General features: G+C 73.3%; 16 protein-coding genes. 12 read left to right on the plus strand and 4 right to left on the minus strand.

All coding sequences use genetic code 11. The features are described 5' to 3' along the window. Window positions 1–2: 2 nt before the first annotated feature. Window positions 3–1,376 (minus strand): NAD(P)-binding domain-containing protein, encoded by a 1,374-nt coding sequence (locus WBQ80_RS09980; protein ID WP_336572347.1) that lies wholly within the window; start codon window positions 1,374–1,376, stop codon window positions 3–5. Between the two features lie 117 nt (window positions 1,377–1,493). Between WBQ80_RS09980 and WBQ80_RS09985 the strand changes: the two genes are divergently transcribed. Beyond that, a complete protein-coding gene (locus WBQ80_RS09985; protein WP_336572395.1) occupies window positions 1,494–1,835 on the plus strand; it encodes an ArsR/SmtB family transcription factor in 342 nt (113 codons plus the stop codon). Window positions 1,836–1,895: 60 nt separating this feature from the next. Here WBQ80_RS09985 and WBQ80_RS09990 read toward each other — a convergent pair whose 3' ends face one another. Further along, window positions 1,896–2,813, minus strand: coding sequence for a DNA-3-methyladenine glycosylase family protein (locus WBQ80_RS09990; RefSeq protein WP_336572348.1), 918 nt, complete (start codon window positions 2,811–2,813; stop codon window positions 1,896–1,898). A gap of 116 nt (window positions 2,814–2,929) precedes the next feature. Here WBQ80_RS09990 and WBQ80_RS09995 point away from each other — a divergent pair, with 116 nt between their 5' ends. From WBQ80_RS09995 to WBQ80_RS10035, 9 genes are all read left to right on the plus strand, one after another. After that, complete coding sequence (locus WBQ80_RS09995; RefSeq protein WP_336572349.1) at window positions 2,930–4,027, plus strand: trans-sulfuration enzyme family protein; 1,098 nt, start codon at window positions 2,930–2,932, stop codon at window positions 4,025–4,027. 127 nt (window positions 4,028–4,154) lie between these two features. Then, the gene (locus WBQ80_RS10000; RefSeq protein ID WP_442892707.1) at window positions 4,155–5,267 is read left to right on the plus strand and encodes an iron-containing redox enzyme family protein; all 1,113 of its coding nucleotides are present in this window, start codon (window positions 4,155–4,157) and stop codon (window positions 5,265–5,267) included. Continuing rightward, the gene (locus WBQ80_RS10005) at window positions 5,264–5,584 is read left to right on the plus strand and encodes a CDGSH iron-sulfur domain-containing protein (RefSeq protein ID WP_336572350.1); all 321 of its coding nucleotides are present in this window, start codon (window positions 5,264–5,266) and stop codon (window positions 5,582–5,584) included. The genes WBQ80_RS10000 and WBQ80_RS10005 overlap by 4 nt, the downstream gene beginning before the upstream one ends. 68 nt (window positions 5,585–5,652) lie before the next feature. Next, window positions 5,653–6,897 carry a cytochrome P450 gene (locus tag WBQ80_RS10010; RefSeq protein ID WP_337282540.1) on the plus strand — a complete coding sequence of 415 codons (1,245 nt, stop codon included), beginning with the start codon at window positions 5,653–5,655 and terminating at the stop codon, window positions 6,895–6,897. 103 nt (window positions 6,898–7,000) lie between these two features. Continuing rightward, window positions 7,001–7,474: a hypothetical protein gene (locus WBQ80_RS10015; RefSeq protein ID WP_336572352.1), complete on the plus strand. Its 474-nt coding sequence runs from the start codon at window positions 7,001–7,003 to the stop codon at window positions 7,472–7,474. 64 nt (window positions 7,475–7,538) lie between these two features. After that, window positions 7,539–8,534 (plus strand): hypothetical protein, encoded by a 996-nt coding sequence (locus tag WBQ80_RS10020; protein ID WP_336572353.1) that lies wholly within the window; start codon window positions 7,539–7,541, stop codon window positions 8,532–8,534. 9 nt (window positions 8,535–8,543) lie between these two features. Further along, entirely contained in the window at window positions 8,544–9,779 is a 1,236-nt protein-coding gene (gene ligD, locus WBQ80_RS10025; protein WP_336572354.1) for a non-homologous end-joining DNA ligase, read from the plus strand. A gap of 40 nt (window positions 9,780–9,819) precedes the next feature. Next, window positions 9,820–10,830 (plus strand): SDR family oxidoreductase, encoded by a 1,011-nt coding sequence (locus WBQ80_RS10030; protein ID WP_336572355.1) that lies wholly within the window; start codon window positions 9,820–9,822, stop codon window positions 10,828–10,830. 70 nt (window positions 10,831–10,900) lie between these two features. Beyond that, window positions 10,901–11,074: a hypothetical protein gene (locus WBQ80_RS10035; protein ID WP_336572356.1), complete on the plus strand. Its 174-nt coding sequence runs from the start codon at window positions 10,901–10,903 to the stop codon at window positions 11,072–11,074. A gap of 27 nt (window positions 11,075–11,101) precedes the next feature. Here WBQ80_RS10035 and WBQ80_RS10040 read toward each other — a convergent pair whose 3' ends face one another. Then, window positions 11,102–12,286 carry a low temperature requirement protein A gene (locus tag WBQ80_RS10040; RefSeq protein ID WP_337282541.1) on the minus strand — a complete coding sequence of 395 codons (1,185 nt, stop codon included), beginning with the start codon at window positions 12,284–12,286 and terminating at the stop codon, window positions 11,102–11,104. A gap of 147 nt (window positions 12,287–12,433) precedes the next feature. Here WBQ80_RS10040 and WBQ80_RS10045 point away from each other — a divergent pair, with 147 nt between their 5' ends. Then, window positions 12,434–13,084: a DUF305 domain-containing protein gene (locus WBQ80_RS10045; protein WP_337282542.1), complete on the plus strand. Its 651-nt coding sequence runs from the start codon at window positions 12,434–12,436 to the stop codon at window positions 13,082–13,084. 101 nt (window positions 13,085–13,185) lie between these two features. Here WBQ80_RS10045 and WBQ80_RS10050 read toward each other — a convergent pair whose 3' ends face one another. Further along, window positions 13,186–14,952, minus strand: a complete 1,767-nt coding sequence (locus WBQ80_RS10050; RefSeq protein ID WP_336572359.1) for an LVIVD repeat-containing protein — start codon at window positions 14,950–14,952, stop codon at window positions 13,186–13,188. 224 nt (window positions 14,953–15,176) lie between these two features. Here WBQ80_RS10050 and WBQ80_RS10055 point away from each other — a divergent pair, with 224 nt between their 5' ends. Beyond that, window positions 15,177–15,899, plus strand: coding sequence for an SOS response-associated peptidase (locus WBQ80_RS10055; protein ID WP_336572360.1), 723 nt, complete (start codon window positions 15,177–15,179; stop codon window positions 15,897–15,899). The last annotated feature ends 1 nt before the right edge of the window (window position 15,900 follow it).

The following is a 15,900-nucleotide window of genomic DNA, read 5'->3' on the forward strand; positions in this document are numbered from 1 at the left end:
CGTCAGCCGCAGCAGCTCGCGGCGGCGGCCGGTCCGCCCGCCACCGCGGGCTCGGTGGCGCAGGATGCCGCCTCGACGCCGTCCGCGGCCAGACTCGTCGAGCACACCCCGGTCGCGGGCAGCACGAGCTCGACGTTGCGGGCCGCCGCCTCGTCCCCCGCGATCCAGGCGGTGATCGAGCGGACCTGCTCGTACCCCGTGGCGAGCAGGAAGGTCGGGGCGCGGCCGTAGCTCTTCATGCCCGCGAGGAAGAACCCGGGCTCGGGGTGCTCGAGCTCGGCGAACCCGTGCGGCTCGACCGTGCCGCACGTGTGCACGTTCGGGTCGATGAGCGGGGCCAGCCGGCGGGGCGCCTGCACGACCTCGTCGAGGTCGAGGCGCACCTCGCGCAGCATGTCGAGGTTCGGGCGGAAGCCGGTCGCGTTCACGACGAGGTCGGTCTCGTGCTCGACCAGGTCGTCGCCGCGCAGGCCGAACAGCTGCACGCCCGAATCCGTGCGGCCGAGCCGCACCGTCTCGAAGCGGTCGACGAGCTCGATGCGTCCGGATGCCACGAGCCGGTCGACCCGGCGGCCGATCGTCGCGCGAGCCACGAGCTCGTCGTCCTCCGACGTGGTGACGCGCACCGCGCTCGCATTGCGGATCAGCCAGGTGATGCGGGTGCCCGGAACCTGCTCGGCCAGCTCGGCGAGCGCGAGCAGCGTGTTCGCCGCCGAGTGCCCGGCGCCCACGACCGTGGCGTGCCGCCCGGCGAAGCGCGCGCGGTCGCGACCGAGGACGTCGGGCAGCGCGTGCGTGACGCGGTCGGCGACCTCGGCGAGCCCCAGCGGGTCGAGGCCGGACGACGCGAGCGAGTTGGGCTGCTCGTACGTGCCCGAGGCGTCGATCACCGCACGCGCCGTGGTCTCGTCGAGCCCGTCGGCCGTGCGCAGGCGCAGCAGGAACGGCGTGGCCGCCCGGTGGGCCGTGCGCGTGCGGTCCATGCCCCGACGGGTCACGGCCTCGACGGTGACGCCGGTCCGGATGCGCGAGGCGATCGGCTCGAGCGCCGCGAGCGGCTCGAGGTAGCGCTCGACGAGTTCGGCACCGTTCGGCAGCGCGTCCGGCGAGGGCAGCTCCCACCCGGTCGCCTCGAGGAGGCGGCGCGACGCCGGGTCGACGACGTGCTTCCACGGCGAGAAGAGCCGGGTGTGCCCCCACTTGCGGATGCTCGCGGCGACCTCGTCGCCGGCTTCGTAGACCACGAAGTCCAGTCCGCGCTCGACGAGGTCGGCGGCGGCGGCGAGCCCGACGGGCCCGGCGCCGATGATGGCGACGGGCAGGGTCGCGAGCCGCCGGTCCTGCAGGCTCTGCGCGGTGAGGTCGATCAGGGTCATGGGTGGACTCGCCTTCGGATATCGATGAACTTCGATACAGAGTGTGGTCCTTTCATCGAAGTCTGTCAATATTCAGGCTAGGATGTCTCCGTGACCACGACGCCGCAGCTGCTCCCGATGGCCGAACCGGCCGCCGCCATGTGCTGCGCGCCGCTCACGCGCGAGGCGATCGCGGCCGACCAGGCCGACCTGCTCGCCCGCAAGCTCAAGGCCCTCGCCGACCCGACGCGGCTGCGCCTCGTCTCGATCGTCGCGGCATCCGACGGCGAGGAGGCCTGCGTGTGCGACCTCATCGAGCCCGTCGGCCTCAGCCAGCCGACGGTGTCGCACCACCTGAAGATCCTGATGGAGGCCGGGTTCCTCACCCGCAGCAAGCGCGGCACCTGGGCGTACTACAGGCTCGTCCCGGGCGCGCTCGGCGAGCTCTCGCACCTGCTCGACGTCACCGCCTCGCGCTGAGGGCGGGCCGACGACCCGGCACCGCGGTGCTCGAGGCGCGCCCGCGGGGCATCCGCGCGTTCAGTGGGCGCGGTGGTCGACGAACGCCATGCGCGGCCCACGCCTCGGACGCCCGGGCAGTCCCGCCGCCATGAGCAGCCGGATGACGCGGTAGCGGTGCCCCGCCCACGGCGCGAGCGCCTCGAGCATCTCGTCGTCGGTCATGTCGCGCCCGTACAGCGCATGGCCCACGTAGTTCGCGATGTGGTAGTCGCCGACCGATACGGCGTCGGCGTCGCCGAGCGCGCGCTGCGCGACCTCGGCGGCCGTCCAGGCTCCGACCCCCGCGAAGTGCGTGAGCCGGGCCGCCGCCTCCGCGGGCGGCAGGTCGGCCGCCTCCTCGATGCGCTCGGCGTGGCCGGCGACGCGCTGCACGGTGGCCGCGCGGCGCGGGTCGACGCCCGCACGGTGCCATTCCCACGACGGAACGGCGCGCCATCCGCCCGCCGTCGGCACGACGCGCATGGGCCTCGGGGTCGGACCCGGAGCCGCGGCACCGAACCGCAGGAGCAGGCGCCGCCACGACGCGTGCGCCTGCAGTGAGATGACCTTCTGCTCGAGGATCGCCGGGACGAGCGCCTCCATGACGCGCGCCGTGCGGGGCACGCGCAGCCCCGGGTTGCGCCGGTGCGCGTCGGCGAGCACCGGCAGGTCCGGAGCGAACGCCGACGTGTCGTCGCCCTCGCCCAGCATCGACGGCGCCAGCGCGATGGCCGCCTCGGCACCCGGGCCCCACGCCTCGCAGCGCACCAGGTCGCGCGCGAGCTGCCGCACGCGCAGGGTCGCCGCCCCGGCATCCGTCAACGTGGTCCGCCACACCGACCCGTCGGCCGCGAGCGCGAATGCGGGATCGCCCGGGCCGCGCCGCAGCGGCCCGAGCGTCTGCACGACCGAGGTCTCGTGCGGCGCACGCCAGTCGAGCGCGAGGTCGGGGGTCACCCCTCCAGTCTGCGCCCTCCCGCCGACGGCGGGCCGTGCGCGGGCGGGCGCAACCCGGCGCCATGCGCGCCCGCGGTGCGGGAGGATCGGAGGACGAACCCACCCGAGGAGCCCCGATGACCCACCACGACGACCTCCACGACCTGCACCCCGAGACGCTCGCGGTGCACGCCGGCCGGCCCGAGCGCGTGCCCGACGGGCCGCTCAACACGCCCGTCCACCTCACGTCGACGTACTCGGCGGGCGGCCCCGTCGCCTACGGTCGCTACGGCAATCCCTCGTGGACCGCGTTCGAGGAGGCGCTCGGCGCCCTCGAGGGCGGCCGGTGCGTGTCGTTCGCCTCGGGCATCGCCGCGATCGCCGCGGTCTTCGACCTCGTCCCCTCGCGCGGCGCCGTCGTCGCACCGCGCCACTCGTACACGGGCACGATCGGCCAGCTCGACGACCTCGCCGCCGCCCGCGAGGTCGAGGTGCGCTACGTCGACGTCCGCGACGCGCTGCAGGTGGCGGATGCCGCGTCCGGCGCCGACCTCGTCTGGATCGAGTCGCCCACCAACCCCGCCCTCGAGGTCGCCGACCTCGATGCGATCGGCCGGGCCGCGCGCGAGGCCGGCGCCCTGTTCGCGGTCGACAACACCTTCGCGGGTCCGCTGCTGCAGCATCCGCTCGACTCGGGCGCCCACCTCTCGGTGCACTCGGCCACGAAGTCGATCGCGGGCCACAGCGACGTGCTCATGGGCGCCGTGATCGGGCGCGACGACGCGCTGCTCGCCCGCATCGAGCAACGCCGCCGCCTCAACGGGGCGATCCCGGGCGCGTTCGAGGCCTTCCTCGCGCTGCGCGGCCTGCGCACGCTCCCCGTTCGGCTCCAGCGCATGCAGTCGACCGCGAGGGCGATCGCGGCGCGGCTCGACGGGCACCCGGAGCTCGAGGAGGTCCGGTACCCCGGCTTCGGCACCATCGTCTCGATCGTGGTGCGGGGCGGGGCGGATGCCGCGGAGCGCGTCGCCGAGTCCACGCGCGTCTGGCTCCACGCGACGAGCCTCGGCGGCGTCGAGTCCACGCTCGAGCGACGCCGGCGGTGGCCCGCCGAGGCCCCGACCATCCCCGAGGGACTCGTGCGACTGTCGGTCGGGCTCGAGCACCCCGACGACCTCGTGCGCGACCTGGAGCGCGCACTCGGCGCCGCCGCTCCGCCGATCGCCACGGACTGAGCGGGCCGGCGGACCGCGGCCGGCCTGCGGCCGCGGCCTAGACCCGCCCGCGGAGGGGGTCAACCCCCTGCCCGCCCGGGCGCCTGCGTCGTAGCGTGACCAGCACGACACAGCGAGGAGGCGGTACGTGACGTTGACCGACGCCCCGACCCCGATCGATCCCGGACCCGAGGGGCCGGAGCCCGAGGCGGCCGCGCCCGCGGCCGTCCCGGTGGCCTCCGACCCCATGCGGCCCATGGCACCGCCGTCGCCGCGCGGGCCGCTGAGCGCCGCGCTGCTGCGCACCATGACCCACCAGCGCCTCGCGGGCCTCGACCTCGTCGACGCGAGCGCGACCGGCGCCCTCGCGCGAACGCGGAACGTGCTCGACGACGACGACATCCAGCTCGCGCTGTTCCTGCTCTACGAGCTCCACTACGGCGGCATCGACGGCGTGCCCGAGAGCTGGGAGTGGGAACCGCGGCTCCTGCAGGTGCGGCTCGACCTCGAGCGCGCGTTCGAGCTCGCGCTCCGCGGCACGGTGCCGCAGCCGACCGCGACGCGCGGCGTGCCAGAGGCCCTCTTCGAGCTGACCTCGCGCGACGACGCTCCGGGCCTGTCCGCCTACGTCGAGCGCGACGCGACCGAGGAGCAGGTCCGCGAGGTGCTCGCCTGCCGGTCGATCTACACCCTCAAGGAAGCCGATCCGCACAGCTGGGCGATCCCGCGCCTGCACGGCCGTGCGAAGGTCGCGCTCGTCGAGATCCAGGCCGACGAGTACGGCGACGGCCGGCCCGAGCGCCAGCACGCCGCGATGTACGCGGCGGCGCTCCGGGCGGCGGGGCTGGACGACCGCTACGGCGCCTACGCCGACCACGTGCCCGCGAGCGTGTACGCCTCGATGAACCTCATGTCCTTCTTCGGGCTGCACCGGCGGTGGCGCGGCGCCATCGTCGGGCACCTCGCCGCGTACGAGATGACCTCGTCGCTGCCGTGCCGGGCGTACGCCCGCGGACTCCGTCGCCTCGGGTTCGACCACGAGGTGGTCGAGTACTTCGACGAGCACGTCGAGGCCGACGCCGTCCACGAGCAGTTGGCGGCCCACGACCTCGCCGGAGGACTCGCGGAGACCGAGCCCGCGCTCGTCGACGACATCCTGTTCGGCGCGTCGGCGTGCCTGACGATCGACGGCCGGCTCTGGGGCGGCCTGCGCGAGGCGTTCGAGCGCGGCGAGTCGGCGCTGCGGACGCCGCTGCCGTGAGCCGCACGCCTCGCGACGCGGCATCCGCCCCGCCGGTCACCGTCACGGCCTGCGCCGACGGACCGCTGATCGTGCGCGGCGAGATCGACCTCGTCGACGAGCACGGGGAACCGATCGATGCGCACCGCCGCACCGTGGCGCTGTGCCGCTGCGGTGCGTCGGCCATCCGCCCGTTCTGCGACGGGACGCACAAGTCCATCGGCTTCCGCACCGAGCCGCCGGCGCGCACGGCCGCGGTCACGCTCGCCGACCCGCTCACGCCGGCCGAGGCCGCCGCGCTCGTCGACGCCGACGCGTCCGCCGCCGGAGCCGACTGAACGCGCTCCACCGAGACACGCGTCCCGCCCCGTGCCCGGACCGGTCCGGGCCCGCCTACCGTGGAACGATGAGCGACACCCCTACCGTGATCCCCCGCTCACCCGCCCCCGACGACACGCTGGCGTTCCTCCGGAACGGGTACCTGTACGGCACCCGCAGGTTCCGGAAGCTCGGCAGCGACGCCTTCGAGGCACGGCTGGCCGGGACGCGCGCCGTGGTGATGCACGGCCGCGAGGCCGCATCCGTCTTCTACGAGGGCGACCGGTTCTCGCGCGAGCGCGCGATGCCGTCGTCGGTGCAGCACCTGCTGCAGGACGACGGGAGCGTCCAGAGCCTCGAGGGACCGCCGCACCGGCACCGGAAGACCATGTTCATGCGCATGCTCGACGACGCGAGCGTCGTGCGGCTCGTCGAGTCGTTCGAGCACGAGTGGCGGCGCGTGCGCGCCGAGCACGCCGGGCAGGAGGTGCCGCTGTACGACCTCGGCAACCTCGTGCTGACCCGGTCGGCCCTCGCCTGGGCGGGCATCCCCCGGGACCGGGTCGACGACCGCGACCTGGCGGGCAGGCTCGCGGCGATGGTCGATCGGGCGAGCTCGATCGGGCCCGTCGACCGGATCGCCCGGGCCCGACGACGCGGCGCTGAGGACTGGGCCTCCGGGCTCGTCGCCGACGTGCGGTCGGGCCTCGCGGACGCCGGTCCGGACTCGGCGATCCGCACCATCGCGGACGGCTCCGACGACCACGGGGCGCCGCTGCCCGAGGAGGTCGCTGCGGTCGAGGTCCTGAACCTGCTGCGCCCGATCGTCGCCGTGAGCCGGTTCCTCGTCTTCGCGGTGCACGCGATGCACACGCATCCGCAGTGGCACGCGGCGGTCGAGCACGACGCCGACGCGGCGACGCGCGTGGCCAACGAGGTCCGCCGCTTCTACCCCTTCTTCCCCGTGATCTCCGGAACCGTGCAGCGCCCCTTCGAGTGGCGCGGCCGCGACTTCGAGCCGGGCGACCGCGCCGTCCTCGACCTGTACGCGACCAACCACGACGAACGGCTCTGGGATGAGCCGGGCCGATTCCTCCCCGAGCGGTTCCAGGGCTGGGAGGGCGACCCGAACACGCTCGTGCCGCAGGGCGGCGGGGAGGCCGCGACCGGCCACCGGTGCCCCGGCGAGGCCGCCACCATCGCCCTCACCGCCCGGTTCGCGCAGCTCGCCGCCTCGCGGCCGTTCTCGGTGCCCGACCAGGACCTGCGGATCAGCCTCCGGCACATCCCCGCGCTGCCCATGGACCGGTTGCGCGTGCAGATGCGCGCGTGAGGGTCGCGCCGTCACGGCACGACGGCGCACCGGGGCTTTGGTCCCCTGCGCGCCGCGCACGCGGGGGGATGCTGGAGGCGGTCCGATCGAGGGGGTGATGCGGATGTCGCTCGAGCGCGTCGCGCGGATCGTCCTGCTCTCCGCGCTGGGCTTCACGGCCGTCACGTCGGTGCTCGGCGGGGTGGTGCTCGTCATCGGCTCGATCGCCGACCTCGGCGGGTCTCCCCTCGCCATCCCCGATTCCTACCTCGAGGGCTCGCCGTTCGCGTCGACGCTGGTGCCGGGCCTGGCGCTCGGGCTCGTCGTGGGCGGCACGCAGGTCGCGGCGCTGGTGATGGTCGCCCGGCGCACGCGCTGGGCGATGGCCGCCGCCGCCGTGGCGGGGTTCGGCATCCTGGTCTGGATCTTCGTGCAGATGATCTTCATCCCCTTCAGCCCGCTCCAGGCCGTGTACTTCGTGCTCGGGGTGGTCGAGCTCGGAGCGGTCCTGGTCCTGCTCGACGTCCTGCACCCGTGGGCCCATGCGCGCACGCGGCGCGGCGGACGCGACGTGACCGAGCCCAGCACGGTTCCCTGACCACGGGCATCCGTGCCAATCTGGAGGCAACGGCACACGCTGCCGAGCACGAGATGAGGTCGCCATGGCCCGGATGCCGCGACGCTCCCCCTTCGCGGGCCGTCACGCGCGCGCGGGCGTGTCGTTCCTGGCGGTGGCCGTGATCGTCGCGGCGACGAGCGTGTCGGTCGACCTCACCGCGCCGGGGTTCCCGTCCGCGGCGTGGCGCGGCATCGTCGGCGCCGCATCCCACGCGCTCGAGTTCGCCGGCGTGTGGATCGCGCTGCCGCTCGGCGTCGCCCTCGTGCTGACGGCGGGCGAGCCTCCTGCGTGGCGCCGGTGGCTCGGTGCGGCCGCCGCGGCGGCGGCGCCGATCCTCGTGCAGACGTCCGGAGCCGCGCGTTCGCCGTTCATCATCCTGCTCGCCCTGGCCGCGGCCGTCACGGGCTACGCGCTCATCGTCTTCGGCGTGGCCGAGCACCGCCGCGACGCGTCTCCGCCGGGGCGGGTCCCGCTCACGGTGGCCGTGCTCGCGGGGGCGAACCTCGCGGTGGTGGCCCTCGGCACCCTGCACCTGCTGCTCTGGAACCCCCTCGCGCGCGTGCCCGCGCTCGACGCCGCGCAGATCTACCTCGTGCTCGGCGCGGGCCGGGGCGGGGTGGATGCCAGCCCGGCCGTCTGGGCGATCGGCTCGACCGTGATCACCGCCGCCGCGGCCGTCGCGGCGCTCGTGGGCGCCCGTCGCGGGGTCGTGAACGCGCACCTCGTGGTGACCTGCGGATTGCTCCTCATCCACGCGACGAGCTTCTTCCTCTGGGGCGCGGGCATCGGCATCGGCGAGGAGCTCGCGGGCGCCTTCGGCGGGCCGGTCGGCGACGCGTCCCCGGTCGGATCGCTGCTCGCCCTCGCGGGCGCGACCTGCCTCGCCGCGGCGATCCTGATCCAGTTGCTGCCCGCGGCCCCCGCGGAGGACGCGGACGAGGACGAGGACGCGGTCGGGTACGGCGCGGCGGAGCAGGAGGGGCCGGCCCGTCGCGCCGACGGCGGCGTGGCCGTCGCGCCGGCATCCGTCACCCCATAGTGTGGTGTCGTGGCGGCCGCGAAGGATGACGCGGTGGTCCTCGACATCGGGGGCCACGAGGTGCGCGTGAGCCATCCGGGCAAGGTCGTGTTCCCCGAGCGGGGCCTGACCAAGCTCGACCTCGTGAACTACTACGTGTCCGTCGCCGACGGTGCGCTCCGCGGAGCCGGCGGGCGGCCGATGGTGCTGAAGCGCTTCGTGAAGGGCATCGGGCAGGAGCCGTTCTTCCAGAAGCGCGTCCCCGAGAACCACCCGGACTTCATCGACACCGCGACGCTGCACTACGCCTCGGGCACGTCGGCCGAGGAGGCGGTGGTCCGGGACGCCGCCGGCCTCGCCTGGGTCGTGAACCTCGGCTGCCTCGACCTCAACCCGCACCCCGTGCGCGCCGAGGACCTCGACCGCCCGGACGAGCTGCGCGTCGACCTCGACCCGATGCCCGGCGTCGACTGGGCGCAGATCGTGGACGTCGCGATGATCGCGCGCGAGGTCCTCGACGATCACGGGCTGGTCGGCTGGCCCAAGACCTCGGGCTCGCGCGGCATGCACCTGCTCGTGCGCATCCGGCCGGAATGGGACTACCGGGACGTGCGCCTCGCCGCCGAGTCGCTCGCCCGCGAGGTCGAGCGACGTGCACCCGGGCTCGCGACGGCGCGCTGGTGGAAGGAGGAGCGCGGCGAGAGCGTGTTCGTCGACTTCAACCAGAACGCGAAGGACCGCACCGTGGCATCCGCCTACTCGGTGCGCCCGCTGCCCGACGCCCGGGTGTCGACGCCCCTCGACTGGGGCGAGGTGCGCACCCGGCGCCCGGAGGAGTTCACGGTCGCGACGGTGCTCGAGCGGTTCGCGGAGCGCGGCGACCCGCACGCCGGCATCGACGGGGCCGCCGGCGGCCTCGAGGGGCTGCTTCGGCTGGCGGAGGAGCTCGGGCCGGCCGAGAAGGCGCCGCGAGCGCCACGAGGGTCCGGTGGCACGGGCCGGCGCGAGTCCCGGATGCCGCTGATCGAGGTCGCCCGGACCGAGACGAAGCCCGAGGCGATCGACGCGCTCGAGCGGTGGAAGGGCGCCCACCCCGAGGTCGTGGCGCATCTCTCGCCCGCCGACGTGATGGTCGACGGCATGCGCGGGTCGAGCTCGCTCTGGTACCGCGTGCGCATCAACCTGCAGCACGTGCCCGACGGCGAACGCCCCGAGCAGGAGCCGCTGCTCGTCGACTACGACCCGTGGGCGGGTCGCACGGGCTGAGCCCGCGCCGCTCGGCCTCCGGGGGTGACAGCATGGTGCGATGAGCTCGAAGCGGATCCTCTTCATCGGCGGCAGCGGCATCATCAGCTCGGCGTGCGTGGCTCGGGCCGTCGCGGTCGGGCACGACGTGACCGTCCTGAACCGCGGCGGGTCGTCGCGCCTCCGGCCCCTGCCGGCGGAGGTGCGGCAGGTCGTCGGCGACATCCGGCACCCCGAGACGGTGCGGGAGGCGCTCGGTCGAGGCGGAGCGGATCCGTTCGAGTTCGACGTCGTGTGCGAGTTCCTGGCGTTCGCGCCCGAGCACGTGCAGGTCGACCTCGACCTGTTCGAGGGCCGGATCGGGCAGTACGTGTACATCAGCTCGGCGTCGGCCTACCAGACGCCGCCGAGCCGGCTGCCCGTCACCGAGTCGACACCGCTCGTGAATCCCGTCTGGCAGTACTCGCGCGACAAGATCGCCTGCGAGGACCTGCTCGTCGCCGCGATGCGCGAGCGCGGCTTCCCGGCCACGATCGTGCGCCCGTCCCACACCTACGACGCCACCCTGCTGCCGACCCTCGGCCACTGGACCGACATCGCCCGCATGCGCGCGGGCAAGCCCGTCGTGGTGCACGGCGACGGCACGAGCCTGTGGACCATCACCCACCACGCCGACTTCGCCGTCGGGTTCGTCGGCCTGCTCGGCAACCCGCTGGCCGTGGGCGACGCGTTCCACATCACGGGCGACCACGCCCCCACGTGGAACCAGATCTACGGGTGGCTGGCGGACGCCGCGGGCGTCGCCGAGCCCGAGCTCGTGCACGTGGCCTCCGAGACCATCGCGGCCGTGCACCCGGAGTGGGGACCAGGCCTGCTCGGCGACAAGGCGCACTCGATGGTCTTCGACAACGCGAAGGTGAAGACGCTCGTGCCGGAGTTCCGCACGACCGTCACGTTCGACGAGGGCGCCCGGCGCATCGTCGACTTCCACGATGCGCACCCCGAGCTGCAGCAGGTCGACCCGGTGGCTGATGCCGCGTTCGAGCGGATCCTCGCGCTCCCGCGCCGCTGATCCGCGTCAACCGGTTCCGCTCCGGAGCATCCGGGGCTAGCCTGACCGCAGACGCGGGAGAGGGGACCCCATGACCATCAACTTCGACAACCCGCTCGGCCACGGCTACCAGAAGGGCCGCGAGGCCGAGGTCGAGTACGAGCTCGAGCTCGAGAGCGAAGGCGTCGGCGAGGACGACGCCGAGGTGATCCTGGAGGACGTCGCCGATCCCGAGGACGACCAGGAGGAGTTCGGGGGCCGCTGACCCGGTCCCGCCGAGGGCCGGGGCGTCTCAGCCGCCCTGCGGTGCCCGCCGGCGCACCCGCTCGAGGGTCTCGCCGGCCGCGGTCGCGACCAGCACGAGCGCCGCGAGCGACCCCGTCGAGAGCGGGTCGAGCAGCGGCGTGAACGCCGCGACCACGAACAGCGCGCCGACTCCGGCGAGCTGGGAGCGCATCCAGCGGCGCTCGAGCACGCGACGGAACAGGACGGTGCCGAGCAGGAACAGGACCGGTCCGCCGAGGACGGTCACGACCGCCGGCAGGCTCTGCTCGTGCGGGTGCCCGAGCACCTCCTTGTCGCCGACCCCGAGGAGCACGATCCCCGCGACGATGAGCAGGTGCACCCAGGAGTACGCCGTGCGGGCCACCCGGCCCGGGGTGTCCGCAGCCTCGAGCGCCTCGGCGCCGATCCGCTCGCCGTGGTCGAAGTAGATCCACCAGCACGCGGCCGCCGAGGCGAACGCGCCGACGACCGCGATGACGCGCTCGGGCGAGGACTCCTCGCCCACGAACTCGAAGCCGGTCACGAGCAGTCCCTCGCCCAGGGCGATGAGCACGAACAGCGCCGTGCGCTCGGCGAGGTGCGCGCCCGAGACGTCCCACCGCCCGATCTCCATGCGACCGCGCCCGGGAACCGGGTAGCCCAGGATGCTGCCCGTGAGCTCGAGCGCGAGCGCGGCACCCCAGAACGGCAGCTGCAGCGGCAGGGGCAGCAGCGCCCCGGCGATCCAGAGCCCGGCTCCCGGGAGCGCCCACACGAGGACGTTGCCGAAGTCGTGCGAGACCTGCTCGTCGTGCCGGCCCGTCGCCCACACCATGAACACGGCCCGGCCGAGCTTCAGCACGACGTACGCGAGCGCGAAGGTCCACGCCCGGTCGCCGAACGCCTCGGCGATGCCGGTGCTCATCACGAACGCCACGAACGCCAGCGCGATCACGGCGAGGCGCACGGGCAGCTTGACGGGATCGAGCCAGTTCGTCACCCAGGTGGTCGACACCCACGCCCACCACAGCGCGCACACCATGATGACGCCCTCGAGGGCGCCGAGGGGGCTCTGGTTCTCGTACAGGTACGCCCCGAGCTGCGTCAGCCCGAAGACGAACACGAGGTCGAAGAAGAGCTCGACGTACGTGACGCGCTGCCCCGCCTCGGTGTCGGTGGGGCGCAGCACGTCGGCGCGCAGTCCGAAGGCCATGTCGCAATCATGCACCGTGCGCCCGTCCGTGGCGCTCGCTCCCACCGTTCGCACAGGCCGCCGCTTTCGAGTTGAATGGAAGGCGCACGCCGGCAGCTCACGACGTCGCCGGCGACCGATGCCCTTCAACGAAGACGAGGTACTGGGATGACGGCGCTGCGGCGATCCTGCACGATCGGAACGGCGATCGCACTCGCGATCGGGCTGAGTGCGTGCACGACCACGTCGGAGGAGCCGAGGTCGACCGGGCCCGTGGTCCAGCTCGGCGCACCGGGCGAGCCGAATCGCACGCTGTCGCCCGATGAGGCCGCCGGGATCGAGGGTCCCGAGCACACCGAGGCCGACGTGGCCTTCATGCAGATGATGATCGAACACCACGATCAGGCGCTCACCATGACGGGCCTGGTCGAGGAGCGGACGGAGGATCGCGACATCCGACTGCTCGCGGAGCGCATGCGCATCAGCCAGGAGGACGAGGTCGACTACATGGCGCGCTGGCTCCAGGACCGGGGCACGCCGCTGCGCGACGAGCACGGCGGGCACGCCGACGGCATGATGCCCGGCATGCTCACCGAGGAGCAGCTCGACCGGCTCGAGGGCGCCGACGGCGAGGAGTTCGAGCGGCTGTTCCTGGAGTACATGATCCAGCACCACTCGGGCGCCCTCGAGATGGTCGCCGACCTGCGCGCAGCCGGCGGCGGCATGGAGGTCTCGATCGGCCAGTTCGCGCGCGAGGTCGAGGGCGACCAGGGCATCGAGATCTCCCGCATGCAGGGCATGCTCGCCGAGCGCTCCTGACCCCGCCGCCGCCGCCCGCACGCGACGATGCCCGGCGATCCGAGGATCGCCGGGCATCGTCGTGTCGGGCGGGGAGGCCGTGCGGCCTCCCCGCCGGTCGATCAGCTGAAGGTGGCCTTCAGCTCGGTGATCGCCTGCACGACGGGCGAGTCGGCCGGCGCACCCGACTTGCGGATGGCGTTGTCGAGCTGCGCGATGACCGCACGGCTGCTCGACCCGTCCTCGACGAGCACCTGCGCCTCGGCGAGGTGCTTGCGCACCTGCGCGAGGGCCTTGGCGCTCAGGGTTCCCGCCCGCTCGGCCTGGTCGACGTAGGACCCGGCCACGGCGAAGCTCGGCGCGTGCACGAGCTCGGACTGCGTCTGGGCGTTGAACTCGTCGAGCTGGATCTCGCCGGCCGCGGCGATCTCGTTCGCCGACATCGCGTCGGTCTCCGCGAGCGCCATGGTGTCGAAGCCGCGGGCGATCTCGCTGCCGAGCACGTTGCCGTTGTACCAGTAGGTCGACCAGTACCCGCCGAGCGTCAGCGCACTGGCGCTGATCGGACCACGGTCGAGGTACGCGATCTCGACCGGGTTCTCGGTGTCGGTGAAGTCGAAGATCGACATGCCGCCCTGGTACCACGCCTGCACCATGATGTCGCGTCCCGGGACCGGGATGATCGAGCCGTTGTGCGCGACGCAGTTCTCGGTCGCGGTCTGCGGGACCGGCAGCTTGTAGTAGCTGGCGAACTCGAACTTGCCGTCGACGATCTCGAACAGCGCGTTCGCACCCCACTCCGGCTCGTGGATCTCCTGGCAGCGCGCCTGCGTTCCTCCGCCCCACTCGTCGGTGAAGATCACCTTCGAGCCGTCGTTGCTGAACGTGGCGGAGTGCCAGTACGAGAAGTTCGGGTCGGCGACCGCGTCGAGGCGGACCGGGTTCACCGGGTCGCTGATGTCGACGAGGATGCCGTTGCCCTGGCAGGCGCCGGCGAGGAGCTCGATCTCGGGGAACGCCGTCACGTCGTGGCACGTGTTGGTGTTCGGGAGCGGGCTGTACGCGGTGCCGCTCGGGTGCAGCGCGCCCGGAAGCGTGTTCTGCAGGCCGTTGTAGGCGCCGGTCCCGGCATCGGTGAAGATGCGCGGCTGGCTCACGATCGACGCCGTCTCCGGGGCCGCGAGCGGCACCTTGATGACGTCGATGCGCCACTGCGTCGGGTTGCCCTCCGTCACCGGCTCGGCCGTCAGCGCGGCGTTCTCGCAGCCGGCGAGCTCGGCGGACGGACGGACCGACGAGGTGCCCGAGTTGTAGATGTACACGTTCTCCGTGTCATCCGGATCGGTCACCAGCGTGTGCGTGTGCGAACCGCGGCAGGTCTGCACGCCCGGAAGCTGCTGCGGGCTGCTGAGGTCGCTGATGTCGAAGATGCGCACGCCGCGGAAGCGCTCCGGGTTGACCAGGCCGCCTGCGCCCTGCGTGCCGCAGTCGATGCGCCCGTTGGTCGCCTCGACCGACATGAACAGGAGGTCTCCGTGGACCGACACGTCGCCCTGGCCGCCAGGGCAGACGAACGCCGTCTCGAGGACCGGCGCCGCCGGGTCGGAGACGTCGTACACCTGGAAGCCCGAGAAGCCGCCGACGATGGCCCGGTCGCCCTTGAACGCGAGGTCGGAGTTGATCGAGAAGCCGGCCGGGAGCGGCAGGCTCTCGAGGAGCTCGACACCGCTCGCGGCGATCTCGGCGTCGGACAGGCCCGGGCCGAGGCCGACTCGGGGGTCGTCTCCGGCTGACGCGGCGGTGGCCGTCATCAGGGAGGCGCCGAGCGCGAGCGCGCCGGCGACGGCGACGGCGCGTCGGCGCCATCGCAGGGGGGGTGCGGATCTCATGTGGTGGTGCCCTCTCTCTCGCTTCATTGCGATCGAGCCCCGAGAACGCGGAGGCGCCGCACGACGTCGTGCGGCGTCGCGGCCCCAGGAGGCCGATCTCTGGGTACAACCTACCCGCGAACGGGGGTCGTGAGAAGGAATCGTTTTCCGAGCGTTCCTCAGGTTCTCGCGCGACGTCGTCGGCGGCTCGGCGTAGGCTCGCGGCATCCGATCGGAGGGCTCACATGTGCGGACGATTCGTGGTCTCGCAGGAGGTCGACGACCTCACCGCGGTCTTCGACGCCGAGAACGACTTCGCCGACTGGCGGCCGTCATACAGCCTCGCGCCGACCGACACCGTTCCCATCGTGCGCGAGCGCCCTCGCTCCGACACGGGCGAGTTCGTCCGGCGACTCGAGCCGGCCCGTTGGGACTTCCGCCCGGCGTTCATGAAGGAGTCCAAGCGGCCCCAGTTCAACAGCCGCATCGAGACCGTCGCCACCAACGGGCTCTGGAAGGGCGCGTTCGCCGCGGGGCGCTGCATCGTTCCCATGCGCGGCTACTACGAATGGACGGGCGAGCCGGGCAGGAAGCGCGCCCACTACCTGCACGGGCCCGACGAGCTCCTCGCGGCGGCGGCGATCTCGACGGCGCGCAAGCTCGACGACGGCGAGTGGGAGGTCTCGACCTCGATCATCACGCGCGAGGCCCGCGACGCCTCCGGCGAGGTCCACGACCGCATGCCGGTGTACCTCCCGCTCGACGCGATCGACCACTACCTCGACCCCGCGAAGCTCTCGCCCGACGACGCGCGGGCGATGGTCGACTTCCTCCTCGCGCAGTCCGACCGCGTCGCACCCACCATCACCGAGCACGAGGTCGATCCGCGCGTGAACAACCACCGCCGCATCGACCCGCACGACCCGACGCTCATCGAGCCCCTCGGCGACGCGCCGACGCTGCGGTGAC

Origin of the sequence: Agromyces sp. CCNWLW213 (genome assembly GCF_037199545.1) — a bacterium.
Classification (GTDB): domain Bacteria; phylum Actinomycetota; class Actinomycetes; order Actinomycetales; family Microbacteriaceae; genus Agromyces.

Coding starts and splice junctions, on each gene's coding strand:
- WBQ80_RS10040 (WP_337282541.1), bottom strand. CDS start 12,286: ATGGCCTTCGGACTGCGCGCCGACGTGCTGCGCCCCACCGACACCGAG.
- WBQ80_RS09980 (WP_336572347.1), bottom strand. CDS start 1,376: ATGACCCTGATCGACCTCACCGCGCAGAGCCTGCAGGACCGGCGGCTC.
- WBQ80_RS09995 (WP_336572349.1), top strand. CDS start 2,930: ATGACCCACCACGACGACCTCCACGACCTGCACCCCGAGACGCTCGCG.
- WBQ80_RS10055 (WP_336572360.1), top strand. CDS start 15,177: ATGTGCGGACGATTCGTGGTCTCGCAGGAGGTCGACGACCTCACCGCG.
- WBQ80_RS10020 (WP_336572353.1), top strand. CDS start 7,539: ATGGCCCGGATGCCGCGACGCTCCCCCTTCGCGGGCCGTCACGCGCGC.
- WBQ80_RS10015 (WP_336572352.1), top strand. CDS start 7,001: ATGTCGCTCGAGCGCGTCGCGCGGATCGTCCTGCTCTCCGCGCTGGGC.
- WBQ80_RS10010 (WP_337282540.1), top strand. CDS start 5,653: ATGAGCGACACCCCTACCGTGATCCCCCGCTCACCCGCCCCCGACGAC.
- WBQ80_RS10045 (WP_337282542.1), top strand. CDS start 12,434: ATGACGGCGCTGCGGCGATCCTGCACGATCGGAACGGCGATCGCACTC.
- WBQ80_RS10050 (WP_336572359.1), bottom strand. CDS start 14,952: ATGAGATCCGCACCCCCCCTGCGATGGCGCCGACGCGCCGTCGCCGTC.
- WBQ80_RS10035 (WP_336572356.1), top strand. CDS start 10,901: ATGACCATCAACTTCGACAACCCGCTCGGCCACGGCTACCAGAAGGGC.
- WBQ80_RS09985 (WP_336572395.1), top strand. CDS start 1,494: ATGGCCGAACCGGCCGCCGCCATGTGCTGCGCGCCGCTCACGCGCGAG.
- WBQ80_RS10030 (WP_336572355.1), top strand. CDS start 9,820: ATGAGCTCGAAGCGGATCCTCTTCATCGGCGGCAGCGGCATCATCAGC.